The sequence below is a fragment of the Cytobacillus gottheilii genome (assembly GCF_001636345.1).
Classification (GTDB): domain Bacteria; phylum Bacillota; class Bacilli; order Bacillales; family Cytobacillaceae; genus Cytobacillus; species Cytobacillus gottheilii.
In genome coordinates, this window is the sequence record NZ_KV440945.1 from 3080267 (window position 1) to 3097640 (window position 17374).

Below are 17374 nucleotides of genomic sequence, written 5' to 3' on the forward strand. Positions count from 1 at the left end.
TTATTTCTTTAAATAATAAACGATCGATTCATACGGCCGAAGCTTTATCTCGGCAAACGGCTCTGGAGAGTGCTCATAATTTGAAAGCAGTATCTCAGCCTTATAGCCATCAATATTTTCTTCGTCCGGCAGCTTAAAGGATGCCGAATCAGCATAAAAGTTGTTGACTACAAGCAATTTATCATTCTCTCCATTGCGTATATAAGCAAATATTCGCTCATCGTTTTCAGCCAGCAGCTGATAGTCACCTGCTGTAATTATGTCATACTGTTTACGAAGGCTGATTAGCTTTTTGTAATGATAAAAAATGGAATCTTCATCTTTTAATGCATTTTCTGCATTAATTTTTTCGTAATTTCCCGCCACATTAATCCATGGAGTGCTGCTTGTAAAACCTGCATGAGGCTGACTATTCCACTGCACTGGTGTACGAGAATTATCCCGTGATTTGCTCTTGAGGATCTCAATGATTTCTGCTTCACTTTTCCCTTGCTGCTGCATGAGTTTATACATGTTAAGAGATTCAACATCTCGATACTCATCAATTGATTCAAAGCCCGGATTTGTCATCCCAAACTCTTCTCCCTGATAAATATATGGCGTTCCTTGCATCATATGAATGGTTGTCGCAAGCATTTTAGCTGATTCAAGGTGATACTCCTTGTCATTACCATAGCGTGAAACGACACGGGGCTGATCATGGTTGCACCAGAAAAGAGCATTCCATCCGCCGCCTTTATGCATACCTGTTTGCCATTCAGATAAAATTTGCTTTAGTTTAATAAAATCAAAATCCGCTAGAGCCCATTTCTCGCCATTAGGGTAATCTACTTTTAAATGATGAAAATTAAATGTCATGCTTAGTTCCGTCTGGTTTGGGTTTGAATACTGAATACAATGTTCAATACTAGTAGATGACATTTCTCCCACTGTTAAGGAGTCATATTTAGAAAAAACGTTTTGGTTCATTTCATGCATGTATTCATGAACTCTCGGCCCATCTGTATAGAACTTACGGCCGTCACCTGGCGGAATGGACCCATCATCATCGGCATAGCTCTGATCCTTTGAGATAAGGTTAATCACATCCAATCGAAAGCCATCAACACCTTTCTCAAACCAGAAGTGCATCATATCATATAGCTTTTGGCGCAGTTCTTCGTTTTCCCAATTTAAATCTGCCTGTGTAACATCAAATAGATGCAAATAATATTGGCCAGTCTGTTCATCAAGCTTCCAGGCAGAACCTCCAAACTTAGACTGCCAATTATTTGGCTCGCTTCCATCTTCCTTTGGCTCTTTCCAAATATAATAATCTCTGTAAGGATTATTGCGAGATTTTCTCGCTTCCTGAAACCAGTCATGCTCCGTCGATGTATGATTAACAACAATATCCATAATTACTTTAATGCCGCGTACATGAGCTTCCTTCAAGAGACTTTCAAAATCATTCATAGTCCCATATTCGGCTTGAATACGGAAGTAATCGCTAATATCATACCCGTTATCTCGCTGAGGAGAAGCATAGATGGGCGTAAGCCATAAACAATCAACTCCAAGCTCCTTTAAGTAATCGAGCTTATCAATAATTCCAGGCAAATCTCCTACTCCATTTCCAGTCGTATCATTAAAACTTTTCGGATAAATTTGATATACTACAGCTTTTTTCCACCATGGTTCATTCACTATTCATCACACCTGTTGTTAGTTTTATTGTTTCACCAAGACTTTTACTGGTAAATATTATTCTTTGTTTTAATTTCACCAAGCGCCCTTACTTGTATATACATGTTATCTGTTTTCGCTTTCATTTTAACTTGTATAAACATTACAGTCAAATCATTCGTTATAGCCATTTATTCACTTTTTATCCTTCTTGATGTCCTTTCAAAACATAAAAACCAAAAAAGCTCAAATCCCGAAAGATTTGAGCCTCGCATATTTATAGGAACGTGTACAGAATCCTAATCTTTACTTAAAGAATTCTTTGGTTTGTCTTTAGGTTCATCTTCATCAGAAGTTAAATCTCTTGCAGAGTTTTTAAATTCTTTTAGAGTTTGTCCAAAAGCACGGCCAATTTCCGGCAATTTTTTAGGTCCAAAGATTATAAGTGCTAATACTAATATAAGAATTAAACCTGGAATACCTATATTTGATAACATAACAACCACTCCTTTACCTGCATCATAGACGAAGATAAACAGAAATTCAAGTAACCCGGTAATATGCCCATATCAAAATCACCTTTGTCAATGGCAGGTAAACCTGCTGAAGCTTCTTCTAACTCCAGGTCTCTCTTCCCTTAAAAATAAAAAAGTAACATAGCTTCTGCCATGTTACTTTGCAAAACGGTGTTTTCCAATTTCACCTGTAACGGTTTGAGCTCTTAACCAGATGCTATTCGTCAAATCCGGATTAAAGAAATAAACAGCTTCGTTATCCACTTGTCCCTCTAGAGCTATTGCCTCATTTACTGCCTTTTTTGCCTCTTTATCAGCTGGTTTATTGATGCTTCCATTGTCGACAGGCTGAAACTGTCTCTTTTCATAAATCACTTGCTTAATGCTATCAGGAAATCGCTCATCTTCTACTCGGTTTAAAACAACTTGAGCCACTGCAACCTTTCCTTTATAAGGTTCACCTTTTGCTTCAGCATGAACAAGCCTGGCAAGCAAGTCTTTCTCTTTCTTGGATATTGTATTAGGAATAATTAATTTATCTTCAGAATGAATAGCTTCTGCTGACAAATGATTAACTTCTTTTAATTCCAGCTCTGATACGGAGAATTTCAGTGCCACATCATATAATGTTTCCTGATCCTTAACATTGTAAATCGTAACAGAGTCCAGCGTTTCAGCATTTATTTTCTTTGGTTCAGTAAATGTATATTGGAATGAGACCATGACAATAGCGGCAATCATGCTTAGAACAAATTTTTTCATTCGTTCTCCTCCATTCATTATAGTCTCGGAACAACAGAAACTACTGTAACACATTGTTCAAGAACGGGACAAACTTAATCTTTTCCATGGTTAATCTGGTAAAATCTTGTTCCGTCATTCTTCTTGCTAAAACATTAAAAGCTTTTTACTAGAAATTTCTTATTTTTTTGCTATAATGAAGACGTAATGTGGAACGCTAACCATTTTTAAACAAATACTTTACAAGTATGTAAAGACTGAGACTCTTGAATATAATTTCATATCGTTTTATGTAGGGGAACCGCTCTGCGGTTGAGATTTCATTATATAATGATAACCCTTTGAACCTGATCTGGCTGATACCAGCGTAGGGAACATAATGTAAAGCAATATTATGCTTATTTATTATGTCCCCTGGCTGCAGCAGCCAGGGGTTTTATGTTTATAAGGGAATTGTTCCATACTACTCATATGACATTAACTGAGATCTTCACGGAATGATCTTCACAATGAGGAGGATATTATGAAAAAATGGATGTTAACTGCATCGTTATTAATGGTTTTAACGGCTTGCGGAAATAACGAAGATACGGAAAACAACAGCAGCAATGAGGCGGAAGAACTTGAAGAAGTGACGGTTGTTTTGGATTGGACTCCAAATACAAATCATACTGGACTTTATGCAGCCGTTGAAAATGGCTATTTTGAAGAAGCAGGACTTGATGTCGACATTATTTTGCCTGGTGATGCTGGTGCAGATCAATTGATTGCTTCGGGCAAAGCAGATTTTGGAGTCAGTTACCAGGAAAGTATTACACAAGCAAGAGTTCAGGGTGTACCGCTTGTTTCGATTGCAGCTGTCATTCAGCATAATACGTCAGGCTTTGCTTCTCCTGTAGAAAAAAATATTGAAACTCCTATAGATTTTGCAGGAAAAACATACGGAGGCTTTGGATCTCCAGTTGAAGAGCAAATCCTTGAATCTCTAATGAGATCTGAGAATGCAAGTGCCGATGATGTTACGATCTTAAATATTGGCAGTGCAGATTTCTTTACTTCAGTTGAAAGAGATGTTGATTTTTCTTGGATCTTTTACGGCTGGACTGGGATTGAAGCAGAATTACGCGGTATAGATTTAAATATGATCTACCCTACCGATTACTCGGAGAATCTGGATTATTATACACCTGTTCTTGCCACAAATGAGGACATGATCAGCTCTAATCCTGAAATGGTTGAAGCATTTTTAGAGGGAGTATCAAAAGGGTATGAATATGTAATTGAAAATCCAGCGGAAGCTGCTGACATTCTAATAGAAGCAGTTCCAGACCTGGATCCTGAACTGGTTAAGAAAAGTCAGGAATGGCTGGCACCTCGTTATCAAGATGATGCCGATCAATGGGGAGTACAAAAACTAGAAGTATGGAAAAACTACGGTAATTGGATGTTTGAAAATGGATTGCTCGATGGCGAACTGGATGCAGAAAAAGCATTTACGAACGAATACTTACCAAAATAGGGGGAGAAAATCTTGGCTAATTCTTTAGTAAGCATACAAATAATTCCAAAAACTAAAAATGGGGAAAATGTCATTCCGTACGTTGACGAGGCGATTGCCATTATTGATGCTTCTGGCATCAAATATGAGGTACACCCTCTTGAAACCACTATGGAAGGTGACCTGGATCAAATTTTTGCGGTTATTAAGAAAATGAACGAAAAAATGATTGAGATTGGCAGTTCCAATGTTATCTCTCAAATCAAAATACTATTCCAGCCAGATGGCATTACAATGGATACGTTAACGGAGAAATATAAAGGATGAATACTGCTTTAAAGAAAGGATGGAGACCAATACTTGTTCTCCTCCTTTTATTCTTATTATGGGAAGGGATTGTCAGGTTTATTGAAGCACCATCCTGGCTAGTCCCTGCACCAAGCCTGATTTTTCAGGAAGCATATAACGGCTGGTCTCAGTTTGCACCTCACCTGCTTTCGACGACCAGTTTATCACTATATGGCTTTGCGATTGGTGCAGCTGTTGGGCTTGCCGCTGCCTTTTGTCTGCACATGCTTCCTTTTGTTAGAGAATCAGTTTATCCGCTTCTCATTCTGTCGCAAAACGTGCCAGTGATCGTTCTTGCCCCGCTTTTGGTCATCTGGTTCGGTTTTGGAATTCTGCCGAAAGTCATTGTCATTACGCTTGTCTGCTTTTTTCCTATTACGGTTGCTGCACTCGATGGGTTTAAACAAACACCTGCAGACTTAAAGCATTATATGAAAATGGCTGGAGCAACTAAACAGCAGCTTTTTTGGAAGTTAGAACTGCCTGCCGCTTTACCGGGCATCTTTTCCGGAATTAAGATCTCGGCAACTTATAGTGTAATGGGTGCAGTGATTTCAGAATGGGTTGGTGCCAGAATGGGAGTTGGTGTTTACATGACATTAGCGTCTTCTTCCTTCCGCTCTGATCGAGTGTTTGTTGCCATCTTTGCCATTATGATCCTCAGTCTTTTATTCTTCTTACTCATTAAACTTCTTGAAAAGCTGATGGTTCGCTGGAAATGGAAGGAGGATAAAGCAAAATGACCGTACTATCTTTAACAAACCTATCAAAGCGTTTTGGTTCTAATCATGTTTTAGACGGACTAGAATTGCATATAAAAAAAAGTGAATTTGTCTCGATCCTAGGGCCTTCCGGCAGCGGAAAAAGCACGCTGTTTCATATGATTGGCGGATTGCTGACTCCTGATGAAGGAACAATTGCTTTAAACGAAGAAAAGATTAACGGAATAACGGGAAAAATCAGCTATATGCCACAATCTCCATCACTGCTGCCTTGGAGAAGCATTTTAGATAACACGCTCTTAGGTCAGGAGCTTCAAGGAAAAACAGATGAAAGCCGTGCAAAGGAAATGCTGAAAGTAGCTGGTCTCGGAGAGTATTTAAACGCATATCCTCATGAGTTATCGGGAGGAATGAAACAAAGAGCAGCTTTTATTCGTGCACTTTTAAGCCCGCAGGAATTAATGCTTTTAGATGAGCCTTTTTCTGCATTGGACGAGCTGACACGATCTGATATGCAGCAATGGCTTTTGCAAATATGGGAAAAGCATAAACCGACCATCCTTTTTGTTACCCATAATATTGAAGAAGCAATTCTTTTATCAGATCGAATTGTTATTTTATCTCACCGTCCTGCCAAAATAAAAGAAGAAGTGATTGTTCCTTTTTCCCGTCCTCGAAATGAACAATTGCCATTATCTGAAGAATTTATTCACTTTAGACAGAAGCTGCACAAATTATTACAAGAAGAAAATAAGCAATCCTAATAAAAATAGGAAATTTCACCCAGTATAAAATAAACACTTCTCCCTATTCCTTAATTTGGAAGGTAGATTTAATCTATTAGTATACCTATCAGATGGGAGGAATATAGATGAAAAAAAGATTACTATGTTTGCTTTTAATTCTATTCGCCTTCACACCAACGATACAAGCAGAGAATCTCGCAAAGGACGCTGAAGGACCCGGCGTAATAAAGCCTGATGCAGAAAGAATGTGCTGGTACTGTACAGAATACGAGTACTTTGGCGGTAATGGAATTCCTTATGGAAAACGCTGTATTGATGGTTATTGGAGCCCCATCTGTCTGGAGTTTTAAACCTCTATACATAAACGCTTAGCCTTAATCTGCTAAGCGTTTTTCTGTGATCAAAAATGTCAGTCTTTATTAAGAGCATAAAATCAATTTTGATCAGCCATATAGAAATCAATCAGGAACAATCATTCTAACCATATTTATAAACACTTTCCCTTCGTCCCCTTCCAGTCTATACACTTGCTCGCTCCCCAGTGTTTTAATAAAATATTGTTCTTTTTCCTCCCATAACTTTATTTTCAGCTGCTTATTTTCTGAAAACACAAGCATAATATCAAACTTTGCAGCCGATACAGGTACATACTCTTCCTCCTTAGCATGGTTGATCATTTCAGTCACAATCATAGAATAGGAAGGATCCTGTATAATGGATTGCCCCTTTGTATACGAATATTCAATGGCCGAAAACGCAGAGTCAGATAACGACGGCGAAACAACAATATATTCAATATTCTCAGCTTTTAATGATCCGACAGCAACCTTATCTTCCAAAATATCCTCGGCAAAAATCATAATATAACTGAACAGAAAACAAGCTGAAATGGCAAAAATAGCGGTTAAAAATCTTGGGACAATATGGCGTTTCTTTTTCCTGCTGTGCTCAATAGCATGAAAGATGCGGTGGCGGGTTTGCTGTTTTTGTCTATTTGATCTATAGATCTTATTTAATTCGTTAAAAGGTTCATCCATTTGAGAAGACTTCCTCATAACGCTCCCCCTTTTTCTCCAGCTCCTTTTTTAAAGATGCCAATGCCCGTGATGTTGTGATTTTTACTTTATTTTCACTCCAATTCAAAATGGATGCTGTATCTTTAATGGAAAACTCTTTGATTTTCCTCAGTATTAACACTTCCTGATAGCTAAGCTTCAGTTTTTTTATCGCTGTGTATAAGACTTCAATTTTTTCGCCTTTTAAGACGATCTCCTGAGGGGTTTCACCTTGAGAGCCAAACTGAAAATGTTCAATTGGGATAAATAAAAATCGGTTTTTCTTTCTCAGGTAATCTATCGCAATATGACGTGAAATTTTAATCAGCCATGTAAAAATATGTGATTCTCCGTTAAATTGATGCATGTATTTGTACGCTCTGATAAACGTATCTTGTGTGAGATCCTCCGCAGCTCCTTTTTCATGTACGAGAAGGAAAATATAGCTATAAATTTTATCACTGTATTCATCATAAATTTGTTCGAATGCTGAATCAGAAACTGAATTAACCAAATGGAAGCCTCCCCGTTTCTGTTATGGTTCCTGTAAAAATAAACATAATATTATGAATACTCAACAAGATACTACTACATTACCAATGATCGTTATGAAAATCCACCTATTTTTTACATTTTCCCATGCTATTGTATCTTTTTTCCTGCAATACCTTAGCCACTTAATACGTTTGCCTTGTTTTAATAGGATTCGTCAATAATAGTACGAACGAAGTGTAACCTTTTTATTTTCAATCTAGCAATAACTTATTCAGCAAAAATATCAGGAAGATCGGCTTAACTTTTCTTACTTTCTAAACACTAGTGCTGATCGACCTACCAACCTCTCTCCTGTTTCTTCCTTCCTGCCTGCTGTTTCATTTTTTATACCCTATTCTCCCTTTTTCTCATTTTTTCCATATTGTAGAAGCTTCCCAGATGATTTTTTGCTATTTCTGGGCATGAATGTCTATTAATTTGTAAAAAGGTTGTTTATTAAGTCCCGCTGCCAACACATACAGCTGTTCCCATTGTCTCATTTTGTATTTATCGTTTTATAATTCGATATATCCTGACAACTTATGCGGTTTTTTTTCGATAAAGTCTTTGTATCGGCAATTGCAGGTACAGGAAAGGGGTGAAATGAGTTTGCTGCCGTAAATAAGTATTTACAGGAGGGAAAATAATTTGAAGAAAAAAAGAGGTTTTCGGTGGTTAAGTATTTTACTTACAGCTATTCTGATTCTTCCCCTTATGCTTCCAACCAGCATTTTTGCTGAGGGGAATGGGTCACCTCACACTTCATTTAGAAAGGCAGCCGTAGAATCTGTACAAAAGAAAATCAACAGCTCCTTATTAAAGCAATTCAGTAAAGAAGACGAACAAGTAACATTTTTACTGAAATTCAAAGAACAGGCAGATCCTGCAGCTGCAGCTGTAAAAGCTGGAAAGAATGCTGTCAGTCAAAATGCATCTCCTGCAAAAGCAACTTATATGAAAAGATCGGCTGTTTTATCCTCTCTAAGATCGACTGCAATTGAAACACAAGGTTCCGTAACAGACTTTCTTCATAAGCAAGAAGAACTTGGAAAAGCCAAGAATGTACAATCTTATTATATCGTCAATGCAATGGCGGTTACTGCAACTAAAGATGTATTAGAAGAACTGGCTAAATTCCCTGAGATCGAAAAAATCCTGCCAAACGAAACAAGACAGCTTTATAAGCCAGCAAAAGAAAAGCAAAAAGCATCTCTTCAGGTACAGCCAACAAAAGATGCAGAGACAAATGCAACAGAGTGGAATATTGATCGTGTTGGAGCACCTGCTGTATGGGAAATGGGAGTCGACGGTGCTGGTACTGTCGTTGCCTCTATCGACACTGGTGTTGAATGGAATCACCCTGCTTTAAAAGATCAATATCGCGGATTTGATCCTGCTAATCCAAACCAGGCTTCACATGAATTTAACTGGTTTGACGCAACAGCTGGACAGACAACTCCATATGATGATGATGGACATGGAACACATGTCACAGGAACAATGGTTGGAGCAGAACCTGATGGAAGCAACCAGGTTGGTGTAGCCCCTGGTGCAAAATGGATCGCTGTTAAAGCCTTTACAGCTGATGGCGGCACAGATGCTGACCTGCTGGCAGCAGCTGAATGGATTTTGGCACCAAAGGATGCGGAAGGAAATCCACACCCTGAATACGCACCAGACGTTGTTAACAATTCTTGGGGAGGCGGCCCTGGTCTTGATGAATGGTACTTGCCAATGGTTCAAGCTTGGCGTGCAGCGGAAATATTCCCAGAATTCTCAGCAGGTAATACAACATTATTCAATCCAGGCGGACCTGGTTCTGTCGCTACACCAGCGAACTATCCTGAATCCTTTGCGACTGGTGCAACAGACATCAACAATGGATTAGGCAGTTTTTCTCTATTAGGTCCTTCTCCATATGATGAAATTAAACCTGATATTTCTGCTCCAGGCGTAAATATTCGTTCTTCTGTACCTGGCGGCGGTTATGAAGGCGGCTGGAACGGCACATCAATGGCAGGACCGCATGTCTCTGCAGTTGTTGCTCTCCTGCGCCAAGTGGATGCAAGTCTAACCGTTGATGAAATAGAAGAAATCCTCATAACAACTGCTACACCATTAACGAATGGCACATATACAGAAGTTCCAAACAACGGCTTTGGTTATGGGCTTGTTAATGCTTTTGATGCCGTTTCATCTGTCATGACTGGACTGGGCACTTTAAAAGGTCATGTAGCAAAAGAAGGTAACGATGAAGAAGCACCAATAATTGAACATACTGCACCTGAAGAAACTTTTGCGGGAATGGATTTAGCATTACAGCTGCAAGCATCTGATAATGTCAGCATTTCGCAGATTGAACTTCAATACTTAACAGAAGACGGCAGCTACAGCACGATCCAAGCTGAACGCGTTTCAGGAGATTATCAGAACGGAACGTATGAAGCTGTCATTCCAGGAGAAGCAATTGCCGAGCCATCTGTGTCTTATAAATGGAAAGCAACAGACTTCGGCGGAAATGGTGTTGATTCAGACACATTTGAAGTCTCCGTTGTTCCAGGAATTACAACAGGCTATAGCCAGGATTTCGAATCAGCTCCTACTGGCTGGACATCATACGGTGAAGGGAATAGCTGGGAATGGGGTGCTCCTGTTTCGGGTCCTGGAAGTGCTTCATCTGGTGAAAATGTCTATGCTACTTCATTAGCCGGCAACTATGAAAACAATGCAAATATGACATTGCTGATGCCGCCAGTTGACCTGCCAGAAGGCAATACTTATCTGCAATTTAAGCAATGGCATAATCTTGAGCGTAATTATGATTATGGTCATGTATTTGTTTCAACAGATATGGAAAATTGGACACAGGCTCTTCGTGTCAATGATGTAACAGCTTCTTGGACTGATGGAGAGGTTGATTTAAGCGAATATGCAGGACAGCGGGTATATATCGCATTTAACGTTACTTCAGATGGTTCTGTTCCACGTGAAGGCTGGTATATTGATGATGTAGCTCTTTCATCTGCACCTTTAGAATCTGCATCTAAAATCAGTCTTGGTGTAAATAGAAATACAACGAGCCCTAGCGGCAGCAGTGTTGCTCTAAAAGATAAGAAGATTGATCCAAATAAAATTCTGCCTGCTTTCAGCAAAGAATATGACCAAGAAAAAGGCGGTAAAGACGCAGCTCCAGTTCTTCTTCCGATCAGCGCCAAAGTAAGTGTTTTAGAGTCTGGCCGCTCTGTAACAACAAATCCAGCAGATGGCTCCTATTCTTTTGCACACGCAGCCGGTGAATATACGGTTCTTGCAGAAGCATATGGCTATCAGTCGGCAACACAGACTGTTGTCATTGAACAAGATGGTGAGACAACAGCTGACTTTGTTCTAGAAGAACTTGCACAAGGAACCGTTTCCGGTACTGTTACAAATGAAGCGACTGGTGATCCTGTTGCAAATGCAACCCTGCTGTTAGTTGAAGATGGTGCAGTCTCACCTGTTACAACGGATGAGGATGGACAATATAGCCTAACTGCCTATGAAGGTGAATATACGTTAAGAGTAATGGCTCCTTCCTTCTATAGTCAGGAAATTTCCGTAATTGTTTCAGGAGATGTAGAGCAAAATATTCAGTTAAAACCTTTTATCGGTTTTGAAGGTGAAATTGGATATGATGACGGTACTGCTGAAAATGCACGTGCATTTTATGATGCTGGTAACGGCTGGGCTGTGAAAATGTCTTTAGCTGAAGGACATGATCAAGCAATGGTAACTGGAGGCTTATTCCGTTTCTGGGATACAGAATGGCCAGTCCCTGGTGGAACTGACTTCCAAGTAGAAGTGTATGATGCAGACGGCACAGATGGTGCTCCTGGCACGAAACTCGCCGGTCCATTTGATGCAACCGCATTGCGTAATGGAGAATGGACACATGTTGACTTAACGGAACATGGCATTACAGTAGATGGCGACTTTTATTTAGTCTATATCCAAAGCAATATAAATACTGCCTCACCTGGCCTCGGAACGGATGAAAATGGTCCAAATGCTGAAAGAAGCTGGCAATTCGTTGACGGAGCATGGTCACCTGTTCCTGCTGAGGAAGGAAATTACATGATTCGTTCTGTTGTCAGCTATGAACTAACAGCTCCTGTTATTACTTCACCTGCTGATGGTTCGTTCACAAAGAATAATACGGCTGTCATTGAAGGTACTACCGCTCCAAATGTGACAGTTGCCATTTTCAATGGTGATGAAGAAGCAGCTCAAACTGAATCTACAAGTGAAGGAACGTTCTCTGCTGAAGTGCCTTTAACACAAGGTGAAAACACGTTTACGGCGAAAGTAACAACAGAAACTGGTGCTACAGATGCTTCCCAGCCTGTAACCATCATTTTTGATGATACAAAGCCAGAACTGGTTATTACAAGCCCTGAAAATGACTCAAAAACAAATAAAGAAACGGTGACAGTAGAAGGTACAGTAACTGATGATCACCTTGACTGGGTTAAAGTAAATGGCAAAAAGGCAAAAGTTGAGGATGGCCAATTCTCCCTGAGACTTCTTCTTGAAGAAGGAGAAAATGACATTAAGGTCATTGCGCAAGACAAAGCAGGCAACCGCATCAGAAAGAATGTCACAGTTGATGCGAAGTATACTGCACCGGTAATTGAGAATCTTGTGCCGGCAGAAAATCTTGAACTAAAGAAAGGCGAATCTGTGAAAATTGAATTTGAAAGTGAACCTGGACTAGATGCTACCTTCAGCATCAGAATGCCTTTAACGAACGCTGGAGCTCAACTTTCAAATGCTACAGAATTGCCTATGATGGAAACATCTGATGGTCATTATGTAGGCTATTACACGGCAACTTCAAATGTAAAAGCACCTGGAGCAGAAATTGAAGTGAAAATTACTGATGATTATGGCAATGAAAGCCGTGAAGTAACAGATGGAAAACTTTGGATTAACTCTAAAATTAAGTCAAAAGGCAAGAAGAAATAAATCTTTTCCTAAGTGTTTCTTGTAATTAGCAGCAAAAAAGCATGCCTATTCATACTTGGCATGCTTTTTTGCATATAAGAAACAAGGTAAACCCGCAATACCTTTGCCTCAATTAGAAGTTAAAGCAAGCAGCTCCTACGATGATCAATAGGATGAATAAAACAACGATTAATGCGAAACCTCCGCTGTATCCGCCGCCATATCCACCACCGTAACCGCAGCCGCCATAGCCATATCCGCCATAACCATACATATTAAAGTCCTCCCTTTTTTTGTATATAATTCTTGTTAAGCATTAATGTTTAATATTAGTAGCCGTATCCGCCGTAGCCCCAAGAAGCTCCAATGATAATTAATAAAATAAACAATACAACTAGCAGAGCAAAACCTCCGTTGTATCCGCAGCCTTCTGACATAGTCAATTACCTCCTTTGTTTGTTTCCATATATCCTATTCATTTTAGAGAAATTGTGCGCTAGACGAATACACATTTTTAGAAAAGTTCTATTTACCATCTTGTAACTTATGTTTATTTCTTTTTTCAGATTTTAACCTCCATATCTAAATTCACAGTTCAGTAAAACAAAAATAAGCACAACGAGTAAACTGTGCTTATTCTTTAGTTTGATTTTCTTTTTTTATATATTCGAAGATCTCGCCTGTTTCAAAAAAAGTTACCAAACGGTTTAGCCAATCGTAATAATCAAGAGCATTCGTGAGCTTTTGTATATCATCTAATGCTTGTTTTTTTATTTCCTCAGGCGTATTCTCATTTATTATCATATTTTGAAGCTCTTTTTTAGACTTTTCCATTGCAGCCTTATTCATTGAAATGCTGGGCCGCCATCTGATTGTAAATTGATCGACAAAGGTTTGATGCCAATCTTCCTCCGCTTTATATAAATCCTTTCGTTCTCCCTTTCGCCATACCTTTTCAACCATTTTTAAGTCCATTAAGGTTCTTACAGATGTGCTCATGCTCGTTTTGCTCATCCCAAGTTCTTCTTTCATTTCATCTAATGTCATTGGCTGGTTTTTAAAATACAGCATTCCATACATTCTGCCTATAGAATCACTAATTCCATATAAATGCATATTTTTTGCAATATTTTCAATGACACGATCTCGAGCAGCTTCTAGCTGTTCTTTTTCATTCATTTGTTTATCACATCCATTAATTTTATTACATGATCATTTAGCTTTATCTCCAGATCGGAAAAGATGTAAGCGATTGAAACTTATCGATACACTCCTTCTTTGTAAATAGAGTACCATTAATATTTATAAAGTAAAGAATCCAATCTGATAGCATCTAAGAGGAATTTTAAGCATTTATTAGCATATACTTAATTCTGTTTATACAGTTTTTTCTGTACAAAGTTTACGCTGAAATATGGCACTATATCCACTTTGATCTATTTTGATATTACTTTTACAATTAAAAGGTCCTAATAGCACAGGACAAAAGATTGGGGTGAAAAAGATGAATGAGGAAAATTCAAAAATTAGTGTCCGAAATGTTACTAAGGTTTTCGGAAAAAACACTAAAAAGGCCATACAGCTTCTGGATAATGGTGCAAACAAAACCGATATTCTTAAACAAACTGGTGCAACAATAGGTGTAAGTCAGGCAACATTTGATATACGCGCTGGTGAGATTTTTGTGATTATGGGTTTATCTGGAAGCGGGAAATCAACCTTAGTTCGTACCTTAAACAGACTAATTGATCCGACCGCCGGCGAGGTTTTGATTGATGGCAAAGACATTACGAAAATGAAGAAAGATGAGTTAAGAGAAGTTCGGCGCAAGAAAATTAGTATGGTCTTCCAAAAATTCGCACTTCTCCCTCACCGCACAGTCCTTGAAAATGTTGAATATGGGTTAGAAATTCAAGGCATAGGCGAGGTAAAAAGAAAGGAAGACGCTGTTCGTGCATTAAAATTAGTTGGATTAGCAGGATATGAAAATCAATACCCAAGCCAGTTAAGTGGAGGCATGCAGCAGCGTGTCGGTTTAGCAAGAGCTCTTGCAAACGACACAGATATTCTTTTAATGGATGAAGCATTCAGTGCGCTTGATCCATTAATACGAAAAGACATGCAAGATGAGTTATTAGAATTACAATCCTCTATGGCGAAAACCATTGTTTTTATTACACATGATTTAGATGAGGCTTTAAGGATTGGCGATCGGATTGCACTGATGAAGGATGGTTCTATTGTACAGATAGGCACACCAGAAGAAATATTAATTAACCCTTCAAATCAATATGTAGAACGCTTCGTTGAAGATGTAGATTTATCAAAAATTTTAACAGCAAACCATGTCATGAAGCGTGCTGAAACTGTACAAATTGATAAAGGTCCGCGTGTTGCCTTGGAAATGATGAAAAAACTTGGGATATCCAGTATTTACATTGTGGACAAAAAGAAAACACTTCTTGGAGGCTTAACAGCAGCAGATGCACGTGAAGCAATTGATACTGGCAAATCGCTGCAGGATATTCTTGATCAAGACGTTCAGACCGTGACTGAGGATACTCTTTTAACAGACTTATTTGAAAAAGTTTCTCAAGCCATCATACCGGTGGCTGTCATTGATGAGAATCATCGCCTTAAAGGAATTCTAGTTAGGGGCGCTGTCATCGGAGCTCTTGCAGGAAATAATGAAGCCATTAATATTCTGCAGAAAAATGAAAATGAACCATTGAATTCAGCTCATACAGAACACAAGGAGGGACAATAATGGAAGGTTTATTACCAAAACTCCCTCTTGGAAGCTGGATCGATGTATTTGTTGACTGGCTAACGATTACATTTGAATTTCTTTTTGATGGAATAACAGTTGTTCTTGAGGGAATTGTTGAGGGATTATTAGCAGGTTTTGAATTTATCCCAGTTATTTTAATGATTATTTTGATCACTGCACTAGCATGGTGGCTTGCCGGCAAAGGGGTTGCTTTATTTACTATAATTGGCCTTTTTCTGATCGATAATTTAGGATATTGGGACCCTATGCTCCAGACTTTGGCATTAGTTTTAACAGCTGTATTTATTACCGTTCTAATTGGGTTGCCTATAGGTATTTGGGCATCACAAAAGAATGGTGTCAAACAAGTTGTTACTCCATTGCTTGACTTTATGCAAACTATGCCAGCATTTGTTTATTTAATTCCGGCAATCTTTTTCTTTAGCATTGGAGTTGTTCCTGGTGTTGTTGCTTCCGTTATTTTTGCTGTTCCGCCAACAATCAGATTAACGATTTTAGGTATTCAGCAAGTCCCAGCAGATATTATTGAAGCAACAGAAAGCTTTGGTTCAACAACTAGTCAGCGTTTAATAAAAGTGCAGCTGCCTTTGGCCATGCCTACTATAATGGCTGGCATTAATCAAAGTATCATGCTCGCTCTATCTATGGTGGTTATTGCCTCAATGGTTGGTGCTCCTGGATTGGGAGCAGAAGTTTATCGAGCTGTTACACAAATTCAGATTGGTAAAGGTTTTGAGGCTGGTATTGCTATTGTAGTGATTGCCATCATCCTTGATCGCATTACCCAAAAAGCAGGAAGCAGAAAAAAAGGGAGGAAAAAATAATGAAAAAAAAATGGATGAGTCTTTTATTAGTACCAGCAGTTACATTTGGTTTAGTAGCTTGCGGTTCAGATACTAACTCAAGTGGTGAAGATGGCAGTTCAAACGAATCTATTGGAGCTCAAGTTGACCACGAAATTATCGGTATTGATCCAGGTGCGGGAATAATGAAGGCTACAGCAAGTGTTATTGATGAGTACGAACTATCAGATTGGACTTTAGTTGAAGGATCTGGAGCAGCTATGACTGCAGCCTTAAAAAAGGCATATGATAAAGAAGAGCCTATTATCGTAACAGGTTGGAGTCCACACTGGAAATTCTCAAAATTTGATTTAAAATATCTGGAGGATCCAAAAGGGACTTTTGGAGATGAAGAAAATATTCACTCAATTGCAAGAAATGGTTTAGCTGAAGACCACCCATCTGCATATGCTATTCTTGATCAATTCCATTGGGAAGAATCAGATATGAATGATGTTATGGTTCAAATTACGGATGGTGAAGACCCAGAAACAGCTGCTCGCGCTTGGGTAGATGAAAATTCAGATAAAGTAGCAGAATGGACTTCTGGTGCAGACGAAGTAGATGGTGACCAAATTACAATTGGTTATGTTGCTTGGGATACTGAAATTGCAAGTACAAATGTTATCGGTCAAGTATTGCAGGATATGGGATATGATGTAACATTAAGTCAAGTAGAAGCAGGTCCTATGTGGGCTGGTGTTGCAGAAGGTAGTCTTGATGCACATATCGCTGGATGGCTGCCATTGACACATGCAGATTACGCTTCTCAATTTGAAGGCCAATTTGAAGACCTAGGATCCAACTTAGAAGGAACGAAAATTGGACTTGTAGTACCGTCTTATATGGATATCAGTTCAATTGAGGATTTAAAAGAGTAAGAAAAGGATATATTTTGATTTAGATAGAATCAAAGGCTAAGAGTTCATTCTTA

Annotated in this window: 16 protein-coding genes, 1 pseudogene and 1 riboswitch; of the genes and pseudogenes, 9 read left to right on the forward strand and 8 right to left on the reverse strand. The window is 38.8% G+C overall.

Annotated elements, in window-relative coordinates:
- The 3 genes from treC to A6754_RS14870 all read right to left on the reverse strand — a co-directional run bounded on the left by treC (position 1) and on the right by A6754_RS14870 (position 2942).
- Positions 1-1686, reverse strand: a complete 1686-nt coding sequence (gene treC / locus A6754_RS14860; RefSeq protein WP_066447281.1) for an alpha,alpha-phosphotrehalase — start codon at positions 1684-1686, stop codon at positions 1-3.
- A gap of 278 nt (positions 1687-1964) precedes the next feature.
- Positions 1965-2162, reverse strand: coding sequence for a twin-arginine translocase TatA/TatE family subunit (locus A6754_RS14865; protein WP_066447285.1), 198 nt, complete (start codon positions 2160-2162; stop codon positions 1965-1967).
- Between the two features lie 174 nt (positions 2163-2336).
- Positions 2337-2942: a cell wall hydrolase gene (locus A6754_RS14870; protein ID WP_066447288.1), complete on the reverse strand. Its 606-nt coding sequence runs from the start codon at positions 2940-2942 to the stop codon at positions 2337-2339.
- A 263-nt stretch (positions 2943-3205) separates the two neighbouring features.
- A riboswitch (TPP riboswitch) is annotated at positions 3206-3312 on the forward strand.
- Positions 3313-3444: 132 nt separating this feature from the next.
- Here A6754_RS14870 and A6754_RS14875 point away from each other — a divergent pair.
- From A6754_RS14875 to A6754_RS14895, 5 genes are all read left to right on the forward strand, one after another.
- Complete coding sequence (locus A6754_RS14875; protein ID WP_066447291.1) at positions 3445-4440, forward strand: ABC transporter substrate-binding protein; 996 nt, start codon at positions 3445-3447, stop codon at positions 4438-4440.
- Between the two features lie 12 nt (positions 4441-4452).
- Complete coding sequence (locus tag A6754_RS14880) at positions 4453-4746, forward strand: thiamine-binding protein (RefSeq protein WP_066447294.1); 294 nt, start codon at positions 4453-4455, stop codon at positions 4744-4746.
- On the forward strand, positions 4743-5510 hold the full coding sequence (locus A6754_RS14885) for an ABC transporter permease (protein WP_066447297.1): 768 nt from the start codon (positions 4743-4745) through the stop codon (positions 5508-5510). Before A6754_RS14880 ends, A6754_RS14885 begins: the two co-directional genes overlap by 4 nt.
- The gene (locus A6754_RS14890) at positions 5507-6253 is read left to right on the forward strand and encodes an ABC transporter ATP-binding protein (protein WP_066447300.1); all 747 of its coding nucleotides are present in this window, start codon (positions 5507-5509) and stop codon (positions 6251-6253) included. The genes A6754_RS14885 and A6754_RS14890 overlap by 4 nt, the downstream gene beginning before the upstream one ends.
- A gap of 107 nt (positions 6254-6360) precedes the next feature.
- Positions 6361-6585, forward strand: a complete 225-nt coding sequence (locus A6754_RS14895) for a hypothetical protein (RefSeq protein ID WP_066447301.1) — start codon at positions 6361-6363, stop codon at positions 6583-6585.
- A 108-nt stretch (positions 6586-6693) separates the two neighbouring features.
- Here A6754_RS14895 and A6754_RS14900 read toward each other — a convergent pair whose 3' ends face one another.
- Positions 6694-7290 carry a hypothetical protein gene (locus A6754_RS14900; RefSeq protein WP_156495807.1) on the reverse strand — a complete coding sequence of 199 codons (597 nt, stop codon included), beginning with the start codon at positions 7288-7290 and terminating at the stop codon, positions 6694-6696.
- Positions 7265-7804 (reverse strand): RNA polymerase sigma factor, encoded by a 540-nt coding sequence (locus A6754_RS14905; RefSeq protein ID WP_066447308.1) that lies wholly within the window; start codon positions 7802-7804, stop codon positions 7265-7267. The genes A6754_RS14900 and A6754_RS14905 overlap by 26 nt, the downstream gene beginning before the upstream one ends.
- Before the next feature lie 668 nt (positions 7805-8472).
- On the opposite strand from A6754_RS14905, the gene A6754_RS14910 reads away from it, so the two are divergent.
- Positions 8473-12828 carry a S8 family peptidase gene (locus A6754_RS14910; protein ID WP_066447313.1) on the forward strand — a complete coding sequence of 1452 codons (4356 nt, stop codon included), beginning with the start codon at positions 8473-8475 and terminating at the stop codon, positions 12826-12828.
- A 112-nt stretch (positions 12829-12940) separates the two neighbouring features.
- Here the strand turns inward: A6754_RS14910 and A6754_RS23230 are convergent.
- From A6754_RS23230 to A6754_RS14915, 3 genes and pseudogenes are all read right to left on the reverse strand, one after another.
- Positions 12941-13024: pseudogene (locus A6754_RS23230) on the reverse strand (YjcZ family sporulation protein); the annotation flags it as partial.
- Positions 13025-13136: 112 nt separating this feature from the next.
- Positions 13137-13244, reverse strand: a complete 108-nt coding sequence (locus A6754_RS22440) for a YjcZ family sporulation protein (protein WP_080846924.1) — start codon at positions 13242-13244, stop codon at positions 13137-13139.
- A 196-nt stretch (positions 13245-13440) separates the two neighbouring features.
- Positions 13441-13986, reverse strand: coding sequence for a GbsR/MarR family transcriptional regulator (locus A6754_RS14915; protein WP_066447316.1), 546 nt, complete (start codon positions 13984-13986; stop codon positions 13441-13443).
- 325 nt (positions 13987-14311) lie between these two features.
- Here A6754_RS14915 and A6754_RS14920 point away from each other — a divergent pair, with 325 nt between their 5' ends.
- From A6754_RS14920 to A6754_RS14930, 3 genes are read left to right on the forward strand one after another with little or no spacing between them, the layout of a single operon-like run.
- Positions 14312-15574 (forward strand): quaternary amine ABC transporter ATP-binding protein, encoded by a 1263-nt coding sequence (locus tag A6754_RS14920; protein ID WP_066447318.1) that lies wholly within the window; start codon positions 14312-14314, stop codon positions 15572-15574.
- Positions 15574-16422: an ABC transporter permease gene (locus A6754_RS14925; protein ID WP_066447320.1), complete on the forward strand. Its 849-nt coding sequence runs from the start codon at positions 15574-15576 to the stop codon at positions 16420-16422. Before A6754_RS14920 ends, A6754_RS14925 begins: the two co-directional genes overlap by 1 nt.
- Positions 16422-17321, forward strand: coding sequence for a glycine betaine ABC transporter substrate-binding protein (locus tag A6754_RS14930; protein WP_066447323.1), 900 nt, complete (start codon positions 16422-16424; stop codon positions 17319-17321). Before A6754_RS14925 ends, A6754_RS14930 begins: the two co-directional genes overlap by 1 nt.
- Positions 17322-17374: the final 53 nt, after the last annotated feature.